This window comes from Neoaquamicrobium microcysteis, from assembly GCF_008180155.1.
Lineage (GTDB): Bacteria > Pseudomonadota > Alphaproteobacteria > Rhizobiales > Rhizobiaceae > Aerobium > Aerobium microcysteis.
Genome location: NZ_VSZS01000065.1, coordinates 209,567 through 229,830 on the forward strand (window position 1 = coordinate 209,567; position 20,264 = coordinate 229,830).

The window sequence follows — 20,264 nt, forward strand, 5'->3', positions numbered from 1 at the left end:
AATCCAATTGCGGTTTACCCCCTCGGACGCCTTTCAACGGCTTACCGAGGACGACCCAACGCCATGCTCGACATCAGATGGATTCGCGAAAACCCGCAGGCCCTAGCCGATGCGCTGCAGAAGCGCGGCCAGTCGGCGGATGCGGCGCAGTCAATCGTCGACGACCTGATCGAGAAGGATGAGGCACGCCGCGCTCACCTCGTCGCCCTCCAGGAAAAGCAGGAACGCCGCAACGCCGCATCCAAGGAGATCGGCAACGCGATGCGTGCCGGCGATGCCGCGCGTGCCGAGGAACTGAAGGGCGAAGTCGCCGGCATCAAGGAGTTCATCCAAGCCGGCGAGGCGACCGAGCGCGAGCTCGACAAGGCGCTGAACGACGCGCTGTCGGTGATCCCCAACCTGCCGCTGGACGACGTGCCGGTAGGCAAGGACGAGGCCGACAATGTGGAGGTGCGCCGCGTCGGCGAACCGCGGCGTGCCAACGCGTCGAAGGAGCATTTCGAGATCGGTGAAGCGCTTGGCATGATGGATTTCGAGCGCGCGGCCAAGCTGTCGGGCTCTCGCTTCACCGTTCTTTCGGGGCACCTCGCGCGACTGGAACGCGCGCTGGGGCAGTTCATGCTCGACCTGCACACGACCGAGCACGGCTACACCGAGGTGCAGCCGCCGCTACTGGTGCGCGACGAGGTGCTTTACGGCACCAACCAACTGCCGAAGTTCGAGGAAGACCTCTTCTTTGTGAAGCATGGCGACGGGCGGCTTGGGCTAATCCCCACCGCGGAGGTGTCGCTGACGAACCTGGTGCGCGAGGAAATCGTGTCCCACGAAACCCTGCCGCGTCGCTACACCGCGCTGACGCCGTGCTTCCGCTCGGAGGCAGGGTCGGCCGGGCGCGATACCCGCGGCATGCTGCGCCAGCACCAATTCTACAAGGTGGAGCTGGTCTCCATCACGGATCAGGAAAGCTCGCTTGCCGAGCACGAGCGCATGACCGAATGCGCCGAAACGGTTCTCAAGCGTCTGGAGTTGCCGTTCCGCACCGTGGTTCTGTGCACCGGCGACATGGGCTTCGGTGCGCGCAAGACCTACGACATCGAGGTTTGGCTGCCGGGCCAGAACGCCTATCGCGAGATTTCGTCCTGCTCGGTCTGCGGCGATTTCCAGGCGCGGCGGATGAATGCACGCTACCGCCCGGCGGAGGGCAAGGGGCCTGTATTCCTGCACACGCTCAACGGTTCGGGCACGGCGGTCGGCCGCGCACTCATCGCCGTAATGGAGAACTACCAGAACGAGGACGGCTCGATCAGCGTCCCCGACGCGCTGAGGCCGTATATGGGCGGCATCGAGAAGATCGAGGCGGCCTGATGCGCATCCTTCTGACCAACGACGATGGTATCCATGCCGAAGGCCTTCAGGTGCTGGAGCGTGTGGCGCGCAAATTCACCGACGATGTGTGGGTGGTGGCCCCGGAGACGGACCAGTCCGGCTTCGCACATTCGCTGTCGCTGTCCGAGCCGCTGCGCATGCGCAAGGTGCGCGACAAGCATTATGCGGTACGCGGCACGCCGACCGACTGCGTCATCATGGGCGTGCGCAAGCTGATGCCCGAACCGCCGGACCTGATCCTCTCGGGCGTGAATTCGGGCTCCAACGTCGCCGACGACGTCACCTATTCCGGTACCATCGCGGGCGCGATGGAGGGCACGCTGCTGGGCATTCGCTCCATCGCGCTCAGCCAGGGCTACTCCGTGACGGAGGAGGGGCGCACCGTGTTGTGGGAGACGACCGAGCACCACGCACCCGAGGTGTTGCAGAAGCTGATCGGCCTGCCGCTGCCCGAAAACGTCTTCCTCAACCTCAACTTCCCGAACTGCGCGCCGCAGGACGTGAAGGGCGTGTCGGTTACAAGCCAGGGCAAGCTGGTTCATGGCCTGTGGCTGGACGAGCGCAAGGACGGTCGCGGCTTCCCCTATTTCTGGCTGCGGTTTGGCCGCGAGCCGTCTGAGATCCGTGACGGGACCGATCTTGCCGCCCTCAGGGCTGATCAGATTTCGGTGACGCCGCTGCACATGGACCTGACGGCCTATGCCGTGAAGGACCAGATCGCCAACGCACTCGCAAAGACGAAGGTGTGAAGATGGACGAGGCCGAGCGGGAGAAGTTCGCCGGCTTCTTGCTGCGCATGCGCGGCGCAGGGCTAGACCGTCGTGACCTGATAGCGGCGATAGAGGCGACTCCGCGCACCAGCTTCGTGCCCAGCCAGTGGCGCGCCGATGCATGGTCGGACCGCAGCGTCCCGATCGAATGCGGCGAAACGATCGAAGGCATCGACCTTCAGATGCAGGCCCTTGCCGCCCTGGACCTCCAGCCGGGTTGCCGGGTTCTGGAGATCGGCACCGGTTCCGGCTACACGGCGGCGGTCATGGCGCGGCTTTCAGCCAGAGTGCTGACGCTGGACCGCTACAAGACGCTCGTTGAGCTGGCTCGCCAGCGTCACGAGGCGCTTGGCATCTCCAACATCATTGTCCGCCAGGCCGACGGTACGCTGGGCGCGCCTGCCGAAGGACCGTTCGACCGCATCATCGTCTGGGCCTCCTACGAGGAATTGCCGCGCAGCTTCGTCGACCAGATTTCGACCGGTGGCGTCATGGTGGCGGCGGTAGGGCCTGCGGAAGGCACGCAGGTAATGGAGAAGCTTGCTAAGCTGGGCAGTCGCTTCGAGCGCACTCCCTTTGCACAGGTGCGGTTCCAGCCCATGGCAAGCGGCGTGGCGGCGGCCATCTGAAACCCTGATTCAGAAATCTGAATTTCCTCTCCGCAGCTTAACCGACCAGTAACATTAACGCGCTTTAATCATGCCAGTCTTTGGTATCGGGTATTGCGGGTAGTGTGATGCGTTTAGGAGTTACAGGCAAATACCAGCGCACTCTGGCGCGCGGCGCCGCGGTGCTCCTTATCGGCGGGTTGGCTGCGGGTTGCAGCTCCGACGTAAGCCGGTTTCAGGATTCGATCCTGACGGGTTCGTCCCGGCCCCAGCAGGCAGCGCCCGTGCAGCAGCCGTTTCCCGGCGATGTCGCGCAGGTCGATCAGACCTACACCGGTTCGGTCGCAAGTGCGCAGCGCGGCGGCGGCATTCTCAATCGCGTCGGCCTGAACCCGCGTCCGGCGGGCGACATAGGTGGCGGCACGATGATGGCGTCCGCTCCGACTCAGAACACATGGTCCGCGCCGCAGCCGGTCTACAACAACGCTCCGGTGCAGGGTGTGGCGCGCTCAGGCCTCTCCAGCCCGGTCGCGTCGGCTCCCGCCGTCCAGAACGCTCAGATGCTGCCGGCTCCGTCCGCGCCGGGTACGGCACAGCGCGCGCCAGTGGCCCCGACGCTCGCCGATGCGACGTTGCCGGCGCCCGGTGCGCCGACACCCGGGCAGGCACCGGAACGCCTTGCCGTATTGCCGCAGCAGCCCAAGCTGAAAGAGCAGCAGCCCGGCACCCAACTGGCCGCCAACGATACGCAGCGCGGCGCGGCGCCCGCCGGCGGCAGCTACACAGTCGTGGCAGGCGATACGCTTAACGGCATCGCCCGCAAGACGGGCGTGAACGCCGAGGCGCTCAAGCAGGCAAACGGCTTGTCCAGCGGCCTGATCCGCATCGGCCAGACGCTCACCATCCCGGCAGGCGGTGCTGCCCCAACAGTGCAGGTGGCGCAGGCGCCCCGCACCGACGCCACCACGACGGCGACCGTCGCTCCGGCCAAGCCGGCGCAGCCCGAGTCCGTTTCCGCCTACACGCCGCCCAAGCCCCAGCAGCCGGCCGAAAGCGTCATACAGCAGGCTTCGCTCGACACAAGCGCGCCTGCGCCCGATGCGACCGGCATATCCCGCATGCGCTGGCCGGTGCGCGGACGCGTGATCTCCGGCTTCGGCGGCTCTTCCGGCGGCAAGAAGAACGACGGCATCGACATCGCAGTGCCTGCCGGCACACCAGTTCGCGCTGCCGAGAACGGCGTCGTGATCTATGCCGGCGACGGCCTCAAGGAATTCGGCAACACGGTGCTGGTGCGCCACGAGGATGGGCTAGTGACGGTTTACGGCCATGCCAGCGAGATCAACGTCCAGCGCGGCCAGAAGGTGCGGCGCGGCGAGGAGATTGCCAAGGCGGGCATGAGCGGATCGGCAGAGACGCCGAAGCTGCACTTCGAGGTGCGCAAGGACTCGACGCCCGTGAACCCGACCACCTTCCTCGAATAGATTTTCAAGAGACGACGCGGCCCGTTTCGTCTCCAGTCCGGACCGCCCGCTTACGCCCGCCTTTCGAGGCGGGCGTTTGTCATTCGAGACGCTTGCCAAGCCGGCCGGCCAGATCCTGCGTGAACTGCCACGCGACGCGGCCGGAGCGGCTGCCGCGCGTCGTCGCCCATTCGAGCGCGTCGCGGCGCAAATTTTCGGGATCGACCGACAGCCCGAAATGCCGGACATAGCCGTCGATCATCGCAAGATAGTCGTCCTGCGAGCATTTGTGGAACCCGAGCCAGAGGCCGAAGCGGTCGGACAGCGATACCTTCTCCTCGACCGCCTCATGCGGGTTTATGGCCGTCGATCGTTCGTTTTCGATCATGTCGCGCGGCAGCAGGTGCCTGCGGTTCGACGTGGCATAGAAGATCACGTTGTCGGGGCGTCCCTCGACGCCGCCTTCCAGCGCCGCCTTGAGCGACTTGTAGGACGTGTCGTCGTGGTCGAACGACAGGTCGTCGCAAAACAGGATGAAGCGGTACGGTGCGCCCTTGAGGATGGCGAGTAGGCGGGGCAGCGTGTCGATATCCTCGCGGTGGATTTCGATGAGCTTGAGTGGCGCTTCACCGTCTTGCCGATCGCGGTTGATCGTCGCATGTGCTGCCTTCACCAGCGAGGATTTGCCCATTCCGCGTGCGCCCCACAGAAGGGCGTTGTTGGCCGGCAGCCCGGCCGCGAAGCGCGCCGTATTGTCGATCAGGATGTCGCGGACGCGATCGACCCCTCGGATGAGCTCGATCTCGACGCGATTGACCTTTGTGACTGGCTCGAGAACGCCCTGTTCAGCCGCCCAGACGAAGCAGTCGGCACTCGTAAGGTCCGTCGGAACCGGCTCCTTTGGCCCGAGTCTTGACACGGCCGCGATCAGGCGATCCAGCTTCTCTTCCATCGTTTCGGGCAATGCATTCGTCATCGGGCGTGTCTTTTCGTGGTTGGCGAGGCCTCGACACCGCCTATCACGGCCGAAGCCCATGGAAAAGCGGCACAACAGCCGGCTATCGCGGTTGCATTGGCGCGGCCAGCGATTATATTCCCGCCAGCTTCACGGGGCCGGCGCGCCGGTCCCTTCGCGCATTTCGTCTCAGGAGTTTCAACATGCTCGTTACCCCCGCATACGCCCAGGCGGCCGGCGGCGGCCCCGATGTTTTCATCAGCATTCTGCCGTTCGTCCTCATTTTCGTTATCATGTATTTCCTGATCATCAGGCCGCAGCGCCAGCAGATGAAGCGGCGCGGCGAGATGCTGACGGCGATCCGTCGTGGCGACACGGTGGTGACGGGCGGCGGGCTCGTGGGTAAGGTGACGAAGGTCATCGACGATAGCGAACTCGAGATCGATCTCGGCGGCGGCACCAAGGTAACGGCACTGCGGGCCACCATCGCCGACGTGCGCGTCAAGGGCGAACCGGTCGCGAACCAGAACGCCAAGAAATAACCGTATTCAGGACGGAAGCGGTTCTCTTTCCGTCTGAACTGGACGAAGCCCAATGCTCTATTTCTCGCGCTGGAAGACGATCGCCATCTGGTTGACCGTTCTGGTCGCCTTTGTCGTCGCCGCGCCGAACCTCTTGCCGCAATCGACGCTCGCCTCTCTGCCTGACTGGATGCCGAAGCGTCAGCTGACGCTGGGCCTCGATCTGCAGGGCGGCTCGCACATCCTGTTGCAGATCGACCGCGACGACATGGTCGCCGACCGGCTCGACACGGCGCGGGACGATATCCGCATCGCCCTGCGCGACGCGCGGGTGGGTTACACGGGGCTGTCGGGTTCGGGCCGTACGGTGCAGGTGCGCGTGCGCGACGCCGAGCAGATCGAGGCTGCGAAACAGGCGCTCGCAAGCCTGACGGAGCCTGTGTCGTCCGGCCTGTTCGGCACCGGCAGCGTGACCGAACTGTCGATGCAGGAGCCGGAGCCGGGGCTTCTGCGCTTCACGCTCACCGAAGAGGGCATCAACTACCGCCTCGCAACCGCGCTCAACCAGTCGGTCGAGGTCGTAAACCGGCGCGTGAACGAGCTGGGCACGACCGAGCCGATCATCCAGCGGCAGGGCGAGGACCGCATTCTGGTGCAGGTTCCGGGCCTCGAGGACCCGCAGCGCCTGAAGGACATTCTGGGACAGACCGCGCAGCTGACATTCCAGATGGTCGACCAGTCGATGCCGGCGGCGGAAGCCGTGCAGGGGCGCCCCCCGGCCGGTTCGACGGTCATGTACTCCAACGACGATCCGCCGATCCCCTACATCATCGAGAATCGGGTGATCGTGTCGGGTGAAAACCTCGTCGACGCGCAGGCAACATTCGATCAGCGCACCAACGAGCCCGTCGTCTCGTTCCGCTTCGACAATCAGGGCGCTTCGCGGTTCGGACAGGCCACCCAGCAGGGCGTAGGCCGGCTATTTGCGATCGTCCTCGACAATCATGTGATCTCCGCGCCGCAGATCCGCGAGCCGATCCTTGGCGGATCGGGGCAGATATCCGGCAATTTCACGGTCCAGACCGCAAACGATCTTGCGGTTCTGCTGCGCGCCGGTGCGTTGCCCGTAGATCTCAACATCATCGAGGAGCGGACCGTCGGACCGAGCCTCGGCCAGGATTCCATCGAGGCGGGCGCTCTCGCGACCATCGTCGGCGGCCTTCTCGTCTTCGCGTCGATGTTCCTGATCTACGGCAAGCTCGGCCTCATCGCCAATATCGCGCTTTTCGCCAATCTGGTGATGCTGATCGCGATCCTGACCGCCTTGGGCGCGACACTGACGCTGCCCGGCATTGCCGGTATCGTGCTGACGATCGGCATGGCGGTGGATTCGAACGTCATCATCTTCGAGCGTGTGCGCGAGGAGGTGTCCAAGGGGCGGTCGCTCGTCCAGTCGCTCGACGCCGGTTTCCAGCGCGCGCTGTCTACCGTTCTCGACGCCAACGTCACCTCGTTCATCGTTGCGGCCATCCTGTTCTATGTAGGCACCGGTCCGGTTCGCGGCTTTGCCGTGACGCTGGGCATAGGTCTCATCACCACCGTGTTCACGGCCTATACGCTGACGCGCTGGCTGATCGCCGCATGGTGGCTGCGCCGCTCCAAGCCGACCAACCTGCCGGCCGGCCTCGTGCACTACATGCCGCTGGAGCCCAAGTTCCGCTTCATGCAGGTGCGCAACATCGCCTTCGCCATCACCGGCGCGCTGACGATCGCCGTGGCCGGCTTGCTTTTCGTCAAGGACTTCAACTACGGGATCGACTTCCAGGGTGGCTCCCTCATCGAGGTGCAGGCCAAGGCTGCGGAAGCAGATCCCGGTGACGTGCGCGCGCGCCTGAGCGAGCTTAATCTGGGCGAGGTGCAGGTTCAGGCCTTCGGCGAACGCGAACTGATGATCCGGCTGCAGACGCAGGAAGGCGGCGACAATGCCGAGCAGTCGGCGATGCAGCTAGTACGCCAGGCGCTGGACGCCGATTACGAGTTCCGCAGGATCGAGGTCGTCGGCCCGACGGTTTCGAGCGAACTGGCGATGAGCGGCCTGATCGGCATCCTGCTTTCGATGCTGGGCATGCTGGTCTACATCTGGCTTCGCTTTGAATGGCAATTCGGCGTCGGCGCGGTGGTGTCCACCGCCCACGACGTGATCATGATCGTCGGCGTGTATCTCCTGTTAGGACTGGAGATGAACCTGACGAGTATCGCGGCCATCCTGACCGTGGTCGGCTACTCGATCAACGACACCATCGTCATCTACGACCGTATTCGCGAGACACTGCGCAAATACAAGAAGATGCCGCTGGAAGAGCTCATCAACCTGTCGCTTAACCAGACATTCTCTCGCACCATCCTCACCGGCGTGACCACCCTGCTGGCGCTTGGCGCTCTGTACTTCTTCGGCGGCGAGGTTATCGCGAGCTTCGTGCTGCCAATCATACTGGGCATCTTCATCGGCACATACTCGTCGCTGTTCGTTGCCGGCCCGATGCTGATCCTTTTCAAGCTTCGGCCCGATATGTTCGGAGCCGAAGAGGAGAAGAAGCAGACGCCGGGGCAGGTTGCAGCGAAGGCATAGCGGGTGAATCGCGGGATCATCATCCGCGACGCCCACTATCCTGGGCGTGCCGCCATCGACGCCTATGGAAACGGGGGCTTCCGTTTTGCCGACATGTCGCATCGGGGCTCTATCCTGTGCCTGCCGTCGGGCATACACGGTTGGGAGCCGGCCGATCCGGGGCGCCTGAGCGCCGACGATTTCCAGCTCGTACTGGACGAAGCGGCCTCTATCGACATCCTGCTCGTCGGCACGGGGCTCGACCTGAAGCCGCTGCCGGCCGCAGTGAAGGCCCGTCTGCGCGAAGCCGGCATTGCGGCCGAGCCGATGTCGACGGGATCGGCCGTCCGCACCTACAACGTGCTTCTTGCCGAGGACCGTCAGGTCGCCGCCGCTCTGCTCAGCGTCGACTGACATGGCGGACGATACTGACGCAGCAGACCTGCAGACGCTGCGGCGCGCAAATGCGGATCGCTATCTTTCCATCCTCTACGCCCCAGCCGAAAGGCGCGAGGCGCTGGCTGTTCTCTACCGCTTCGATGCCGAAATCGTCGCGATCCGCGACCGCATCCACGAAGCGCTGCCGGGAGAAATCCGCCTCCAATGGTGGCGCGACGCGCTTGCAGCCGGCGCGGAAGGGGCCGCCGGACATCCGCTGGCGGTAGCGCTTTCGCAGGTGATTGACAGGCACGGCCTGCCGCGCAACGCTTTTGATCGCTATCTCGAAGCCCGTATCTTCGATCTCTACGACGATCCGATGCCGAGCAGGAGCGATCTGGAAGGCTATTGCGGCGAGACGGTTTCCGCGATCATACAACTCGCCGCGCTGGTGCTGGAGGCGGAAGCGGCGCCTGCCTTCGCTTCCGCCGCAGGGCATGCCGGTTGCGCGCAGGGGGTTGCAGGCATATTGCGGCTGCTGCCTCTTCATCGCGCGCGCGGCCAATGTTTTGTTCCCGCCGACATTCTTGCGGCGGCCGGCTCGGATCGCGAGGCGTTTCTCGCCGGACAGGATGACGCCGCCAATTCCCGCGTCATCGCGGCGATGGTAGAGCTCGGGCGCGATCATGTCGCCCGTTTCGAGGCAGAAGCTACCGGAGTGCCCACCACGATGCGCGCCGCCTTTCTGCCGGCTGCTTTGGCGCTGGCCTATATCGACCGCGCCTCCGTGCTAGGCGCCCGCACGTTACAGGAACCCATCGATATATCCGCTATTCGCCGCCACTGGACGCTGCTTCGTCGCGCGTCGGGCGGATGGGGTTAGCACATCCAATCCCTTTGACGTTAACGTAAAGATTGAGCTAGATTCGCATTATCGCGCTTCGGGAGGAACGCAGCCGATGAGCCTGGCGCTGCTCGTCATCATCGTTGTGGTCGGCATCGCTGCCGTGGTCGCCGCCGTGCACCTGACGGGTGGAAGCGCGCCGGCGCGCCTGAGCGGTGAAGAAGCGGCCCGCACCCGGTTTGCCGTCGACTATCCGGAAATGATGGTGGGCAGGGTCTGGCTCACGCGCGAAGGGGATGCAGCGTTCCTCGAATTGGAGAACGGCCATGTCGGCATCGTTCACGCCATAGGCGGCAAGTTCCTCACACGGCTTGTCGCTGCGAGCGATCTGACCAGCGCGCCGCGCGCGAGCGATTCGGAACTTCTAGTCCGCTTTAGAGACTTCACTTGGCCCGGCGGCATCTTCGGCTTCGCAGATGGACAGGAGGCGAAGGCGGTGGAGACGATGTTTTCGGCGCTGCGCAAGGCGGCGCTGTGGGAGAAGACATAATGAACGAATACCAGTTTCCTGCCGTCACGCAGTTTGCCATCCCGTTCTTCGTCGCAGCGATCCTGATCGAGCTATGGCTGGTGCGCACGGGCCGGGCGAAGGGCGAATTCGAGACGCGCGACACGCTGACCAGCCTGTTGATGGGTACGGGAAACGTGGTGTCTGGGCTGTTGCTGGGCGTCGTTTCCTACACGGCCTTGCTCTGGCTTTGGCAGTTCAGGTTCTTCGATCTGGGCCTATCGGTTTGGGTGTTCGTGGTCGCCTTCCTGTTCGATGACCTGCGCTACTACTGGTATCACCGCATCGCGCATCGGGTGCGCTGGGTGTGGGCCGAGCACGTCAACCACCACTCCAGCCAGCACTACAACCTGTCCACGGCGCTGCGGCAGTCGTGGACCGGACTGTTCACCGGCATGTTCGTTCTGCAGGCACCGCTGGTGCTGCTCGGCTTTCACCCGGCGGTCATCGCCTTCGTCTTCGGCTTCAACCTCGTCTGGCAATTCTGGATACACACTGAGACGATCGGCAAGATGTGGCGGCCGTTCGAATACGTCTTCAACACGCCGTCGCATCATCGCGTGCACCACGCAACCAACCCGCGCTACCTGGATGCCAACTATGCCGGTACGCTCATCATCTGGGACCGGATGTTCGGCACGTTCGTGGAGGAGCTTGAGGAAGACCGGCCTCGATACGGCATCGTGCGCAACATCGGCACGTTCAATCCGGTGAAGGTGGCGTTCCATGAATATGTCGGCATGTTCAAGGACGCGTTCGCGCCGGGCCTGACGCTGCGCCAGCGTTTCGGCTATCTCTTCCGCCCGCCGGGGTGGAGCCACGACGGCTCGCGTGACACGTCCGAAACGCTCAAGGCCGCCTATGTGCGCCGCAACCCTTCGCAAGCCGGGACACCTGGTTTGCCGGGCGCATCGGAAGCCGGGATAACGCCTGCCGAATAGTAGCGGCGTTACTCTGCCGCTTCGGCCCTTGGCATGCCGCCCAGCCATGCGCGGCAGTCTGCCAGCGCGCGCGCCGACATCGCCTTCTTCTTGGCGATGGACTTGTCCTTGCCCCGGAAACGACCCTCGAAGCCGTCGGGCCTGAGCTTCGTGCCCGGCTCCAGCGGCGGGAACAGGCCGAAATTGATATTCATCGGCTGGAACGACCGCTTGCCCGGCTCGTCGTCCGAAGTGATGTGGCCGCCAGTGATGTGACCGAGCAGCGAACCGAAGGCCGTGGTTGCGGGAGGCAGCGAAATGGACTGCCCGAGGCTTTCGGCCGCCGCAAAACGCCCGGCGAGCAGCCCGATGGCCGCGCTTTCCACATAGCCTTCACAGCCGGTGATCTGACCCGCGAAACGAAGCCCAAGCCGCGACTTCAGCTGCAGCGAGTTGTCGAGCAGCGTGGGCGAATTGATGTAGGTGTTGCGGTGAAGGCCACCGAGACGCGCGAAATCCGCATTCTCCAACCCGGGAATGGTGCGGAAGATGCGCACCTGCTCGCCGTGCTTCAACTTGGTCTGGAAACCCACCATGTTGTAGAGCGTGCCGAGCGCGTTGTCCTGCCGCAGCTGGACGACTGCGTAAGCCTTCACTGACGGATTATGCGCATTCGTCAGTCCCATCGGCTTCATGGGGCCGTGGCGAAGCGTTTCGGGCCCGCGCTCCGCCATCACCTCTATAGGCAGGCACCCGTCGAAGTAGGGCGTGCCTTCCCACTGCTTGAACTCGGTCTTGCCGCCTTCGAGCAGAGCGGCGATGAAGCCGTCGTACTGCTCCTTGTCCATGGGGCAGTTTATGTAGTCCTTACCGGTGCCGCCGGGTCCGACCTTGTCGTAGCGCGACTGGAACCATGCGACGTCCATGTCGATCGTGTCGAAGTGCACGATGGGCGCGATGGCGTCGAAGAATGCGAGCGCGTCCGCGCCGGTCTCCGCGGCGATGGCCTCCGCCAGCGAAGGCGCTGTGAGCGGACCGGTGGCGATGATGGTCTTGCCCCATTCGACGGGAGGGAGGCCGGACACCTCCTCGCGCACGATGGTGATGAGCGGGTGAGCTTCCAGCCTGGCGGTCACGGCGTCGGAGAAGCCGTCGCGGTCGACTGCCAGCGCGCCGCCCGCAGGCACCTGGTTGGCATCGCCGGAAGCCATTATGAGCGAGTTTGCCAGCCGCATCTCGGCGTGGAGAACGCCGACTGCGTTGGTCTCGGCGTCGTCCGAGCGGAAGGAGTTGGAGCAGACCAGCTCGGCCAGGCCCTCCGTCTTGTGCGCATCCGTGCCGCGCACCGGCCGCATCTCGTGTAGCACGACGGGCACGCCCGCCTGCGCGATCTGCCAGGAAGCTTCGGAGCCTGCGAGGCCGCCGCCGACGACGTGAACGGGTTCGATTGTCATGAAGGGGAATTAGTCCGGCGCTGGGGCGAATGCAAGGAACGCCTGAAGGCTGGGCAGGACGCCGAGCATAAAAAAAACACCCGCCGGGGGAGGAGGTCCGGCGGGTGTCTTTATGGTGGCCCTCGACTGGGAGGAGGTAGTCTCGGGCCGTATTCGTCAGGATCTGGGAGGAGGTAGATCCTGGCGAAATCTCTGAATTCTTAGACCGACTTGCGGGCGACGAAGGGAATGTCGCCGCGGGCAATGCCGAGGTCGCTCAGTTCGCGGTTGGACAGGCGGCTCAGCTCGGTGACGGTCTCACGGTAGCGGCGCCAGTTGCGGTAGTTGCGGATCAGGTTCATTTCAACACCTATAAGCGTTCGTCTGGTTCATTTGTTCTTGCGATGATTGGAAGATAGTCGCGACCGATCCGCTTTTGAAGTGATGATGCTGCATAGCACCAATGCGTTTTGTGCAATGCAACATTAATGGATTTAAGCCTATGCGGCGAAAGCGTGGCCGATTCGGCTATGTAGCCGTAATCAGGGCACAATTTGCCCGCTTGTGTGGGCTGGGCCGCGCGCCTATCCTATTGGCGGAGGATCGCCGGATGGCGTCTTATGCGACCAAAGTCAAACGCGACATCGCGCGCTGGCGCGAAGCGGGCTTGATCGACGCGCCGACGGCGAGCGCACTTTCGCTCGACGTGGAGCGAAACGGCGGCGGCCGCGTCTCTTTTGGTTCGGTGCTTTCGATGATGGCGGCGGCGCTCTTCGCGGCTGCAATACTCATCTTCATTGCTGCTAATTGGGAAGCGATCCCGCGGCTGGTGCGGGTTTCCATGCTGTTTGCAACCATTGCAGCCGGATATCTGGGTGGTGCGGTGCTCAAGCTGCGCGGCGAGGACGCGTTCGGGCAGGGCGCGTGGATCGTCGCCGCGGCGGCCTTCGGCGCGTCGATCGCCCTGATCGGCCAGATGTATCATATGTCGGGCGACGAGAAGCAGGCGATCTTCGTATGGGGCGCAGGCACGGCGCTAGCCGCCGCCATGCTTCGCTCCGGGCCGCTCAATGTCGGTGCGGTGCTTCTGGGCGCGGTCTGGATGCTGATGCACGGTTTCGACCATTGGTGGTCGATGCGCGAGCTTCCCTATGCCTACCTGCTGGTGGCCGTGCTGCTTTACGCGCTGACTTTCTGGGCGCGCAGCGTCACATCGCGCCATCTCATCTTCCTCTCGCTCATTCTCTTCGGCTTTCTCCACTACTGGCGCGACGAGAGCCTTGCGACGCCGCTGGTGATGGCTCTGCTGTCGGCAGGGCTGCTCGCGTTCGGCGAGTGGCGGCCGGCGCAAGCCGGCCGCTGGCTGGCGCTCGGGTCAGGCCTGCCCGTGCACGCGCTACTGGGTTTCCTGACCGGTATCGGCATCATCCAGATAGCATTGGTGGACGAACAGGCGTTTCTGGTTCCGTCCATCGCGGCCTTCGCGGGCATCATCGCGGCCCTGCTTCTTGCTGGGCAGGAAAACAGGATGCTGCGCTGGCTGGCCTATGCGGCTTTCGCGTTCCAGCTCTGCTTCGTCTATATGGTGATGCTGGGCTCGATGCTCGGCACGGCCGGGTTCTTTGTTCTCGGCGGCCTCGTCCTGTCGGTACTCGCCTGGCTGATTACGCGGTTGGAGCGCCGGTTCGCGGCCCGGCCCCTGGAAGGGATGCGGCCATGAGCGACCGTCGCAGGCTCCTTGTTATCGCAGCCGCCGTGGCGTTGCTGCAGATAGCGTTGCTGGTGTCCATGATCGCAGGTCGCGCCGCCATCCTGCGAAATGGGGAGGAGGTCACGCTTTCCGTCATGCCGGTGGATCCGCGCGACCTTCTGCGCGGCGACTATGTGGTGCTGGGCTACAATATCTCGTCCGTGCCGACCGACCTCTTCGCCGAGCGTCCGGAAGGAACCGAAAGCGGCGAGCGGCGCACGGTCTTCGTCCGACTGAAGGAAGGGAACGGCGGAATATGGGAGCCTATGGCTGCGCGTTACGAGGAGCGGCTGGAGCCGGTCCCCGGGGGCGGCGAGGTCGATATTCGCGGCACGGCGAGCGCCGTCTGGTTCGACAACACGACCTCCGTCTCCATCGACTACGGCATCGAGCGCTTCTACGTGCCGGAGGGTGAGGGCAGGGCGATCGAGGCCGACATGCGCCAGCGCCAGTTCCGCATGAAGGTCGCGGTGGCTTCCGATGGCACCGCGCAGATCAAGTCGTTCCACGACGAGGAAAAGATGCTCTATTCGGAGCCGCTTTTCTGAATGTGGGCGCAAGGCAGCGTCGCCGCCCGCGTAACCGGCAAAAAAACGCCGTCTTTTGCGGCAATTTCCCTTTGAACCCTTAGATGCCGATGATATAGAACCACGCGCTTTCAAGGGCGGAGTGCCCGGAAGCGGGTGTGGTGGAATTGGCAGACACACTTGGTTTAGGTCCAAGCGCCTCACGGCATGGGGGTTCAAGTCCCTCCACCCGCACCAATCCACTCCCCGGAGAGGTTTACAGCGGTCAGGACGGCAAGATGCCGACCGGCGGCGTTGATGAAGACAAAGGTTTTGAGATGCAGGTAACCGAAACGCTCAACAATGGGCTGAAGCGTCAGATCAAGGTGACCGTTCCGGCCAAGGACATGGAAGCCAGGCTCATGGAGCGGCTTGTCTCGGCCAAGGACAAGGTCAGGATCAACGGCTTCCGTCCCGGCAAGGTGCCGATGCAGCACCTGCGCAAGATGTACGGCAAGTCGTTCATGGCTGAGGTCGTGAACGAGATTCTGTCGGATTCCTCGCGTTCGATCCTCGACGATCGCGGCGAGAAGGCCGCGATGCAGCCCGAGGTCACCATGACCGAGGACGAGAAGGAAGCCGAGAAGATCCTCGCCGGCAACGCGGACTTCGAGTTCTCGCTCGACTACGAGGTGCTGCCGCCCATCGAGGAAAAGGACCTTTCGTCCATCAAGATTACCCGTCTGGTCTATGACGTTCCCGAGAAGGAAGTCGAAGAGCAGGTCGAGCGTGTCGCCGATTCCGCGCGCACCTACGAGCCCAAGAAGGGCAAGGCCGCCAATGGCGACCGCGTGACCTTCGACTATCTGGGCAAGATCGACGGCGAGCCCTTCGAGGGCGGCGCTGCCGAGGATTCCGATCTGGTTCTGGGCTCAAACCAGTTCATTCCGGGCTTCGAGGAGCAACTGGTAGGCGTGAAGGAAGGCGACGAGTCGACCATCACCGTCACGTTCCCCGAGCAGTACCCAGCCGCCCATCTGGCCGGCAAGGAAGCTACCTTCGACATCAAGGTCAAGGCGATTGCGGCTCCCGGTAAGCTCGAGATCAATGACGAAGTCGCCAAGCAGCTCGGTCTGGAAAGCGCCGACAAGCTGCGCGAGATCGTTCGCGGCCAGATCGAGAGCCAGTTCGGCTCGGTCACCCGCCAGAAGGCCAAGCGCCAGCTGCTCGATGCTCTGGACGAGGCCTACAAATTTGAGGCTCCTTCCAAGCTGGTCGAGGCCGAGTTCAACAACATCTGGGCTCAGGTGAATGCCGATCTCGCTCAGGCCGGCCGTAGCTTCGAAGACGAAGAGACTACCGAGGAAGAGGCGCGTGCCGAATACCAGCGCCTTGCCGAACGCCGCGTGCGTCTGGGCCTCGTGCTGGCGGACATCGGCGAGAAGGCCGGTGTCCAGGTCACCGACGACGAGCTTCAGCGCTCGCTGTTCGAGCAGATCCGTCGTGTGCCGCAGAGCCAGCAGCAGCAGGTCTACGACTTCTACCGCCAGAACCCGCAGGCGCTTGCCAACATCCGCGCGCCGCTGTTTGAAGAGAAGGTGGTCGACCACCTGCTTGGCGTGATCTCCGTTGACGACAAGAAAGTCTCGAAGGACGAACTTCTGGCCGACGACGAGGAAGAGACGGCAAAGACCGAGAAGAAGCCTGCCAAGAAGGCCGCTTCCAAGGCCAAGGATGCCGACGACGCCGCCGATGGCGAAAAGAAGAAGGCCGCGCCCAAGAAGAAGGCTGCCGCCAAGGACAAGGACGCCGAGTAATCGGTTCCCGTCACCGAATACAAGAAAGGCCGCCTCCGGGCGGCCTTTTCTGCTTTTATCGGCCTGTCGAGGCTGGAGCTAAACCCGCACCCGCACATAGTCGCCGGGCGCGTCGGCCAGTGCGTTGAACTTGTTGCCACCTGGCTTGCGCGGTTTTGTGGTAGCAGCGTCCTGCTTCTCGATCCATTTCTGCCAGTGAGGCCACCACGAGCCGGGGTTCTCGGTCGCCTTGGCGACCCATTCCTCGAAGTCGCCTTCCGGCTTGCCGCCCGTCCAGTGCTGGTATTTCTTCGCCGACGGCGGGTTGACCACACCTGCGATGTGGCCCGATCCGGCCATCACATAGTCCACGTCGCCGCCGAAATAGCGGCATCCGAGAAACACCGAACGCGCCGGCGCGATGTGGTCCTCGCGCGCAGCGAGGTTGTAGACGGGAATGCTCACGTCGCCCAGTGACAGGTTGCGTCCCGCAAGCTTCATCCGGCCGCGTATGAGGTTGTTCTCCAGATAGCAGTTGCGCAGGTAGAAGGAGTGGTTGGCCGCGCTCATTCGCGTGGAATCGGAGTTCCAGTAAAGCAGATCGAACGGCATCGGGTCCTTGCCGCGCATGTAGTTGTTGACGACGTAGGGCCAGATCAGGTCGCCCGCGCGCAACATGTTGAAAGCGGTCGCCATCTTGGTGCCATCCAAGTAGCCTTTGCCCTCCATGGAGCGCTCTAGCGCTGCGATCTGATCTTCATCGACAAAAACCTTGAGATCCCCGGCATAGGTGAAATCCACCTGCGTGGTGAAGAAGGTGACCGATTTGATGCGGTCGTCGCCTTCCTTTGCGAAAAGCGCCAGAGCCGCCGCAAGCAGGGTGCCACCAACGCAGTAGCCGATGGCATTCACCTCGCGCTCGCCCGTCGCGTCCTCGACCGTGTCGAGCGCGAACTGAATTCCCTCGCGGATATAGGCTTCCCAGTCCTTGCGTCCATGGCGGCTGTCCGGGTTGACCCAGGAGATGACGAACACCGAATGGCCCTGTGCGACGGCCCAGCGAATGAACGATTTCTCCGGGTTGAGATCGAGAATGTAGAATTTGTTGATCCAGGGCGGGCAGATCAGAAGCGGCCGCTTCAGCACCTTGTCTGTCGACGGCTCGTACTGGATGATCTCGGCCACCTCGCTGCGCGCGATCACCTTGCCCGGTGTCGTGGCGATGTTCTTGCCGACCTCGAAGCTGGTGTTGTCGGCTTGCCGCAGCTTGAGGTCGCCGTGCCCGGCAGCGATGTCCTCGGCCAGCATCTTCATGCCGCGCACGAGGTTCTCTCCGTTCGACGCCATCGTCTCGCGGAAGATTTCCGGGTTGGTCAGAAGAAAGTTGGACGGCGAGATCGCCTGCGTGATCTGCTTGACGTAGAACTGCGCCTTGTGGCGCGTATGCTCGTCCAGCCCCTCAGCGTGCTCGACGAGGTCGCCCGCCCAGCGCGAGGTCACCAGATAGGCCTGCTTGAGGAAATCAAAGAACGCGTTCTGGCCCCATTCAGGGTCCTGAAAGCGCTTGTCGCCCTTCTCCGGCTTCACGGCATCCTCGATCTCGCTGTCGCCCATGCGCTGGATCGCGTTAGTCCACACGTCCATGTAGCCGGAGAACAGCCTGGTCTGGGCCTCCAGCGCGCGGGCGGGGTCGGACAGCCAGTATTCGGTCAGCTTCGAGAAGGTCTTGACCATGTCGGTCATCGGCTCAGCCATGGTGTCGCGAACCTCGCCCTTCTCGCGCGGCGCGGTCCATGCTGCTGCGGCCTTGCCCGCTTCCTCTACGGCGCGGGCAATGTTGACGGCAAACTGCTCCGGATCCTTGACCAGATATTGCTCTACCGACGAATGTGGCCTGGCTCGGCCGTTGCCCGAATCGTCCCGTGTTGCCATGCTGAGCGTTCGTCCTCCTGGGGCGTTTTGTTGACACAATACCATGGGACCAGTAGGCCGCATACCGTTGGTCCGCACCAGACACATCCGGTAGACGCGCCATAAGGTGGAACGATGACAAGGCGACGTGAAGCTGAACTTTTCGCGCTGCGCATCGCGCCGGTGGTTCTTGCGCTGGCGTTGGCCGCCTGCTCCACCACCAACATCGAGGATCTGGCCCCTGTTGCCGGCAATCAAGTCGCCGGCCAGCCTGCTGCATTTCAGGAAACGCAGCAGCCGGCGTTCGGCCAGCCAGGCAACTATCCGAACCTGAACATCATCCCGACGCCGGCCGCCGCGCAGATCACGCCGCAGCAGCGCCGCGACACGGCCGCGACACTGCGCGAGCGCAGGGCCCAGGTCGCGAGCCAGGGCGGCGGCAACGTGCGCGACACGAGCAACGAGTTGCGCCGGCTGGCGCGCAGCCATGCCGAGGAGGCGCTCGCAGAAATTGAAGGCGAGTGACTCTATCGACCGTGCCTTCAATCGGGTGTATAGCCCGCCACCGAACAGCCCATTCGCGACGGGATTTCCAATGGAAGAGTTTCACAAGGTCCGCAGGCTTCCGCCTTACGTCTTCGAGCAGGTCAACCGTCTGAAGGCGACCGCGCGGGCCAACGGGGCAGACATCATCGACCTCGGCATGGGCAATCCCGACCTTCCGACCCCAAAGGCTATCGTGGACAAGCTGGTCGATGTGGTGCGCGATCCGCGCACGCACCGCTACTCGTCCTCGCGGGGCATTCCTGGGCTGAGGCGCGCGCAGGCTGCCTATTACGCCCGACGCTTCGGCGTGAAGCTCAACCCCGATACGCAGATCGTCGCCACGCTGGGCTCCAAGGAAGGGTTCGCCAACATGGCGCAGGCGATCACCGCGCCGGGCGACGTGATCCTGTGTCCGAACCCGACCTATCCGATCCACGCCTTCGGCTTCATCATGTCCGGCGGTGTCATCCGCTCCATGCAGGTGGAGCCGGACGGCGGCTTCATACCGGCGCTGGAACGCGCGGTGAAGCACTCGATTCCCAAGCCTCTCGCGCTGATCATGAACTACCCGTCGAACCCGACAGCGCACGTGGCATCGCTCGATTTCTACAAGGATGTGGTCGCCTACGCGAAGAAGAACGACATCATCATCCTGTCGGATCTGGCCTATTCCGAGATCTATTTCGACGGCACCCCGCCACCGTCGATCCTGCAGGTGCCGGGCGCGATCGACATCGCGGTCGAGTTCACGTCCATGTCGAAGACGTTCTCCATGCCCGGCTGGCGCATGGGCTTTGCCGTCGGCAACGAACGGCTGATCGCCGCGCTGACCCGCGTGAAATCGTATCTCGACTACGGCGCCTTCACGCCGATCCAGGTTGCTGCGACTGCCGCGCTCAACGGCGACGGCGCGGACGTCGCTGAGGTGAGGGCGGTCTATCACCGCCGTCGCGACGTGATGGTGGACGCCTTCGCGCGGGCCGGCTGGGCGATACCCGCGCCGGCCGCGACGATGTTCGCCTGGGCTCCGATCCCCGAGGCCTTCCGGCATCTGGGCTCGCTTGAGTTTTCCAAGCTGCTGGTCGAGAAGGCGGATGTCGCGGTCGCGCCGGGCGTCGGCTTCGGCGAGCATGGCGACGATTTCGTGCGTATCGCGTTGGTAGAAAACGAGCACCGCATCCGCCAGGCCGCGCGCAACATCAAGCGTTTCCTCGGCACCGCCGGCGAGACGCCCGACAATGTCATTCCGCTCAGCGCGCGCCGCTGAGCAAACGACTTTCATTATTACCGCATTACGAGGG

Annotated in this window: 19 protein-coding genes and 1 tRNA gene; 16 read left to right on the forward strand and 4 right to left on the reverse strand. The window is 63.6% G+C overall.

Annotation, left to right across the window (positions count from 1 at the left end):
• The first annotated feature begins 63 nt into the window (after positions 1-63).
• The 4 genes from serS to FY036_RS16380 all read left to right on the forward strand — a co-directional run bounded on the left by serS (position 64) and on the right by FY036_RS16380 (position 4,248).
• Complete coding sequence (gene serS, locus FY036_RS16365) at positions 64-1,365, forward strand: serine--tRNA ligase (RefSeq protein ID WP_148915809.1); 1,302 nt, start codon at positions 64-66, stop codon at positions 1,363-1,365.
• Complete coding sequence (surE, locus tag FY036_RS16370; protein WP_148915810.1) at positions 1,365-2,135, forward strand: 5'/3'-nucleotidase SurE; 771 nt, start codon at positions 1,365-1,367, stop codon at positions 2,133-2,135. Before serS ends, surE begins: the two co-directional genes overlap by 1 nt.
• Positions 2,136-2,137: 2 nt before the next feature.
• On the forward strand, positions 2,138-2,785 hold the full coding sequence (locus FY036_RS16375) for a protein-L-isoaspartate(D-aspartate) O-methyltransferase (protein WP_148915811.1): 648 nt from the start codon (positions 2,138-2,140) through the stop codon (positions 2,783-2,785).
• A gap of 107 nt (positions 2,786-2,892) precedes the next feature.
• Positions 2,893-4,248 (forward strand): peptidoglycan DD-metalloendopeptidase family protein, encoded by a 1,356-nt coding sequence (locus FY036_RS16380; RefSeq protein WP_148915812.1) that lies wholly within the window; start codon positions 2,893-2,895, stop codon positions 4,246-4,248.
• 79 nt (positions 4,249-4,327) lie between these two features.
• On the opposite strand, the gene FY036_RS16385 is transcribed toward FY036_RS16380, so the two are convergent.
• Positions 4,328-5,203: an ATP-binding protein gene (locus FY036_RS16385; protein ID WP_148915813.1), complete on the reverse strand. Its 876-nt coding sequence runs from the start codon at positions 5,201-5,203 to the stop codon at positions 4,328-4,330.
• 182 nt (positions 5,204-5,385) lie between these two features.
• Between FY036_RS16385 and yajC the strand changes: the two genes are divergently transcribed.
• From yajC to FY036_RS16415, 6 genes are all read left to right on the forward strand, one after another.
• Positions 5,386-5,724 carry a preprotein translocase subunit YajC gene (yajC, locus tag FY036_RS16390; RefSeq protein WP_148915814.1) on the forward strand — a complete coding sequence of 113 codons (339 nt, stop codon included), beginning with the start codon at positions 5,386-5,388 and terminating at the stop codon, positions 5,722-5,724.
• 52 nt (positions 5,725-5,776) lie between these two features.
• Positions 5,777-8,332 (forward strand): protein translocase subunit SecDF, encoded by a 2,556-nt coding sequence (gene secDF, locus FY036_RS16395; protein WP_148915815.1) that lies wholly within the window; start codon positions 5,777-5,779, stop codon positions 8,330-8,332.
• A 3-nt stretch (positions 8,333-8,335) separates the two neighbouring features.
• The gene (locus tag FY036_RS16400) at positions 8,336-8,725 is read left to right on the forward strand and encodes an Mth938-like domain-containing protein (RefSeq protein WP_148915816.1); all 390 of its coding nucleotides are present in this window, start codon (positions 8,336-8,338) and stop codon (positions 8,723-8,725) included.
• Position 8,726: 1 nt separating this feature from the next.
• Positions 8,727-9,572: a phytoene/squalene synthase family protein gene (locus tag FY036_RS16405; protein ID WP_148915817.1), complete on the forward strand. Its 846-nt coding sequence runs from the start codon at positions 8,727-8,729 to the stop codon at positions 9,570-9,572.
• A 76-nt stretch (positions 9,573-9,648) separates the two neighbouring features.
• Complete coding sequence (locus FY036_RS16410) at positions 9,649-10,083, forward strand: hypothetical protein (protein ID WP_148915818.1); 435 nt, start codon at positions 9,649-9,651, stop codon at positions 10,081-10,083.
• Positions 10,083-11,042 (forward strand): sterol desaturase family protein, encoded by a 960-nt coding sequence (locus FY036_RS16415; protein ID WP_201744786.1) that lies wholly within the window; start codon positions 10,083-10,085, stop codon positions 11,040-11,042. Before FY036_RS16410 ends, FY036_RS16415 begins: the two co-directional genes overlap by 1 nt.
• 8 nt (positions 11,043-11,050) lie before the next feature.
• On the opposite strand, the gene trmFO is transcribed toward FY036_RS16415, so the two are convergent.
• Both trmFO and FY036_RS16425 read right to left on the reverse strand, forming a co-directional pair.
• Positions 11,051-12,475, reverse strand: a complete 1,425-nt coding sequence (gene trmFO / locus FY036_RS16420) for a methylenetetrahydrofolate--tRNA-(uracil(54)-C(5))-methyltransferase (FADH(2)-oxidizing) TrmFO (RefSeq protein WP_148915819.1) — start codon at positions 12,473-12,475, stop codon at positions 11,051-11,053.
• Positions 12,476-12,675: 200 nt separating this feature from the next.
• Positions 12,676-12,816, reverse strand: a complete 141-nt coding sequence (locus FY036_RS16425; RefSeq protein ID WP_148915820.1) for a DUF1127 domain-containing protein — start codon at positions 12,814-12,816, stop codon at positions 12,676-12,678.
• Positions 12,817-13,064: 248 nt separating this feature from the next.
• On the opposite strand from FY036_RS16425, the gene FY036_RS16430 reads away from it, so the two are divergent.
• The 4 genes from FY036_RS16430 to tig all read left to right on the forward strand — a co-directional run bounded on the left by FY036_RS16430 (position 13,065) and on the right by tig (position 16,527).
• Positions 13,065-14,174 (forward strand): DUF2157 domain-containing protein, encoded by a 1,110-nt coding sequence (locus FY036_RS16430; protein WP_148915821.1) that lies wholly within the window; start codon positions 13,065-13,067, stop codon positions 14,172-14,174.
• The gene (locus tag FY036_RS16435) at positions 14,171-14,752 is read left to right on the forward strand and encodes a GDYXXLXY domain-containing protein (RefSeq protein WP_148915822.1); all 582 of its coding nucleotides are present in this window, start codon (positions 14,171-14,173) and stop codon (positions 14,750-14,752) included. Before FY036_RS16430 ends, FY036_RS16435 begins: the two co-directional genes overlap by 4 nt.
• A gap of 131 nt (positions 14,753-14,883) precedes the next feature.
• A tRNA-Leu gene (locus FY036_RS16440) sits at positions 14,884-14,968 on the forward strand.
• An 80-nt stretch (positions 14,969-15,048) separates the two neighbouring features.
• On the forward strand, positions 15,049-16,527 hold the full coding sequence (gene tig, locus FY036_RS16445; RefSeq protein ID WP_148915823.1) for a trigger factor: 1,479 nt from the start codon (positions 15,049-15,051) through the stop codon (positions 16,525-16,527).
• Between the two features lie 78 nt (positions 16,528-16,605).
• On the opposite strand, the gene phaC is transcribed toward tig, so the two are convergent.
• Positions 16,606-18,438, reverse strand: coding sequence for a class I poly(R)-hydroxyalkanoic acid synthase (gene phaC / locus FY036_RS16450; RefSeq protein ID WP_148915824.1), 1,833 nt, complete (start codon positions 18,436-18,438; stop codon positions 16,606-16,608).
• A 114-nt stretch (positions 18,439-18,552) separates the two neighbouring features.
• On the opposite strand from phaC, the gene FY036_RS16455 reads away from it, so the two are divergent.
• Entirely contained in the window at positions 18,553-18,942 is a 390-nt protein-coding gene (locus FY036_RS16455; protein ID WP_148915825.1) for a hypothetical protein, read from the forward strand.
• 70 nt (positions 18,943-19,012) lie between these two features.
• Entirely contained in the window at positions 19,013-20,230 is a 1,218-nt protein-coding gene (locus FY036_RS16460) for an LL-diaminopimelate aminotransferase (protein ID WP_148915826.1), read from the forward strand.
• The last annotated feature ends 34 nt before the right edge of the window (positions 20,231-20,264 follow it).

Bases quoted from the DNA above. Each gene is read 5' to 3' on its own strand.
- serS (WP_148915809.1), top strand. From the start codon at position 64: ATGCTCGACATCAGATGGATTCGCGAAAACCCGCAGGCCCTAGCCGAT.
- surE (WP_148915810.1), top strand. From the start codon at position 1,365: ATGCGCATCCTTCTGACCAACGACGATGGTATCCATGCCGAAGGCCTT.
- FY036_RS16375 (WP_148915811.1), top strand. From the start codon at position 2,138: ATGGACGAGGCCGAGCGGGAGAAGTTCGCCGGCTTCTTGCTGCGCATG.
- FY036_RS16380 (WP_148915812.1), top strand. From the start codon at position 2,893: ATGCGTTTAGGAGTTACAGGCAAATACCAGCGCACTCTGGCGCGCGGC.
- FY036_RS16385 (WP_148915813.1), bottom strand. From the start codon at position 5,203: ATGACGAATGCATTGCCCGAAACGATGGAAGAGAAGCTGGATCGCCTG.
- yajC (WP_148915814.1), top strand. From the start codon at position 5,386: ATGCTCGTTACCCCCGCATACGCCCAGGCGGCCGGCGGCGGCCCCGAT.
- secDF (WP_148915815.1), top strand. From the start codon at position 5,777: ATGCTCTATTTCTCGCGCTGGAAGACGATCGCCATCTGGTTGACCGTT.
- FY036_RS16405 (WP_148915817.1), top strand. From the start codon at position 8,727: ATGGCGGACGATACTGACGCAGCAGACCTGCAGACGCTGCGGCGCGCA.
- FY036_RS16410 (WP_148915818.1), top strand. From the start codon at position 9,649: ATGAGCCTGGCGCTGCTCGTCATCATCGTTGTGGTCGGCATCGCTGCC.
- FY036_RS16415 (WP_201744786.1), top strand. From the start codon at position 10,083: ATGAACGAATACCAGTTTCCTGCCGTCACGCAGTTTGCCATCCCGTTC.
- trmFO (WP_148915819.1), bottom strand. From the start codon at position 12,475: ATGACAATCGAACCCGTTCACGTCGTCGGCGGCGGCCTCGCAGGCTCC.
- FY036_RS16425 (WP_148915820.1), bottom strand. From the start codon at position 12,816: ATGAACCTGATCCGCAACTACCGCAACTGGCGCCGCTACCGTGAGACC.
- FY036_RS16430 (WP_148915821.1), top strand. From the start codon at position 13,065: ATGGCGTCTTATGCGACCAAAGTCAAACGCGACATCGCGCGCTGGCGC.
- FY036_RS16435 (WP_148915822.1), top strand. From the start codon at position 14,171: ATGAGCGACCGTCGCAGGCTCCTTGTTATCGCAGCCGCCGTGGCGTTG.
- tig (WP_148915823.1), top strand. From the start codon at position 15,049: ATGCAGGTAACCGAAACGCTCAACAATGGGCTGAAGCGTCAGATCAAG.
- phaC (WP_148915824.1), bottom strand. From the start codon at position 18,438: ATGGCAACACGGGACGATTCGGGCAACGGCCGAGCCAGGCCACATTCG.
- FY036_RS16455 (WP_148915825.1), top strand. From the start codon at position 18,553: ATGACAAGGCGACGTGAAGCTGAACTTTTCGCGCTGCGCATCGCGCCG.
- FY036_RS16460 (WP_148915826.1), top strand. From the start codon at position 19,013: ATGGAAGAGTTTCACAAGGTCCGCAGGCTTCCGCCTTACGTCTTCGAG.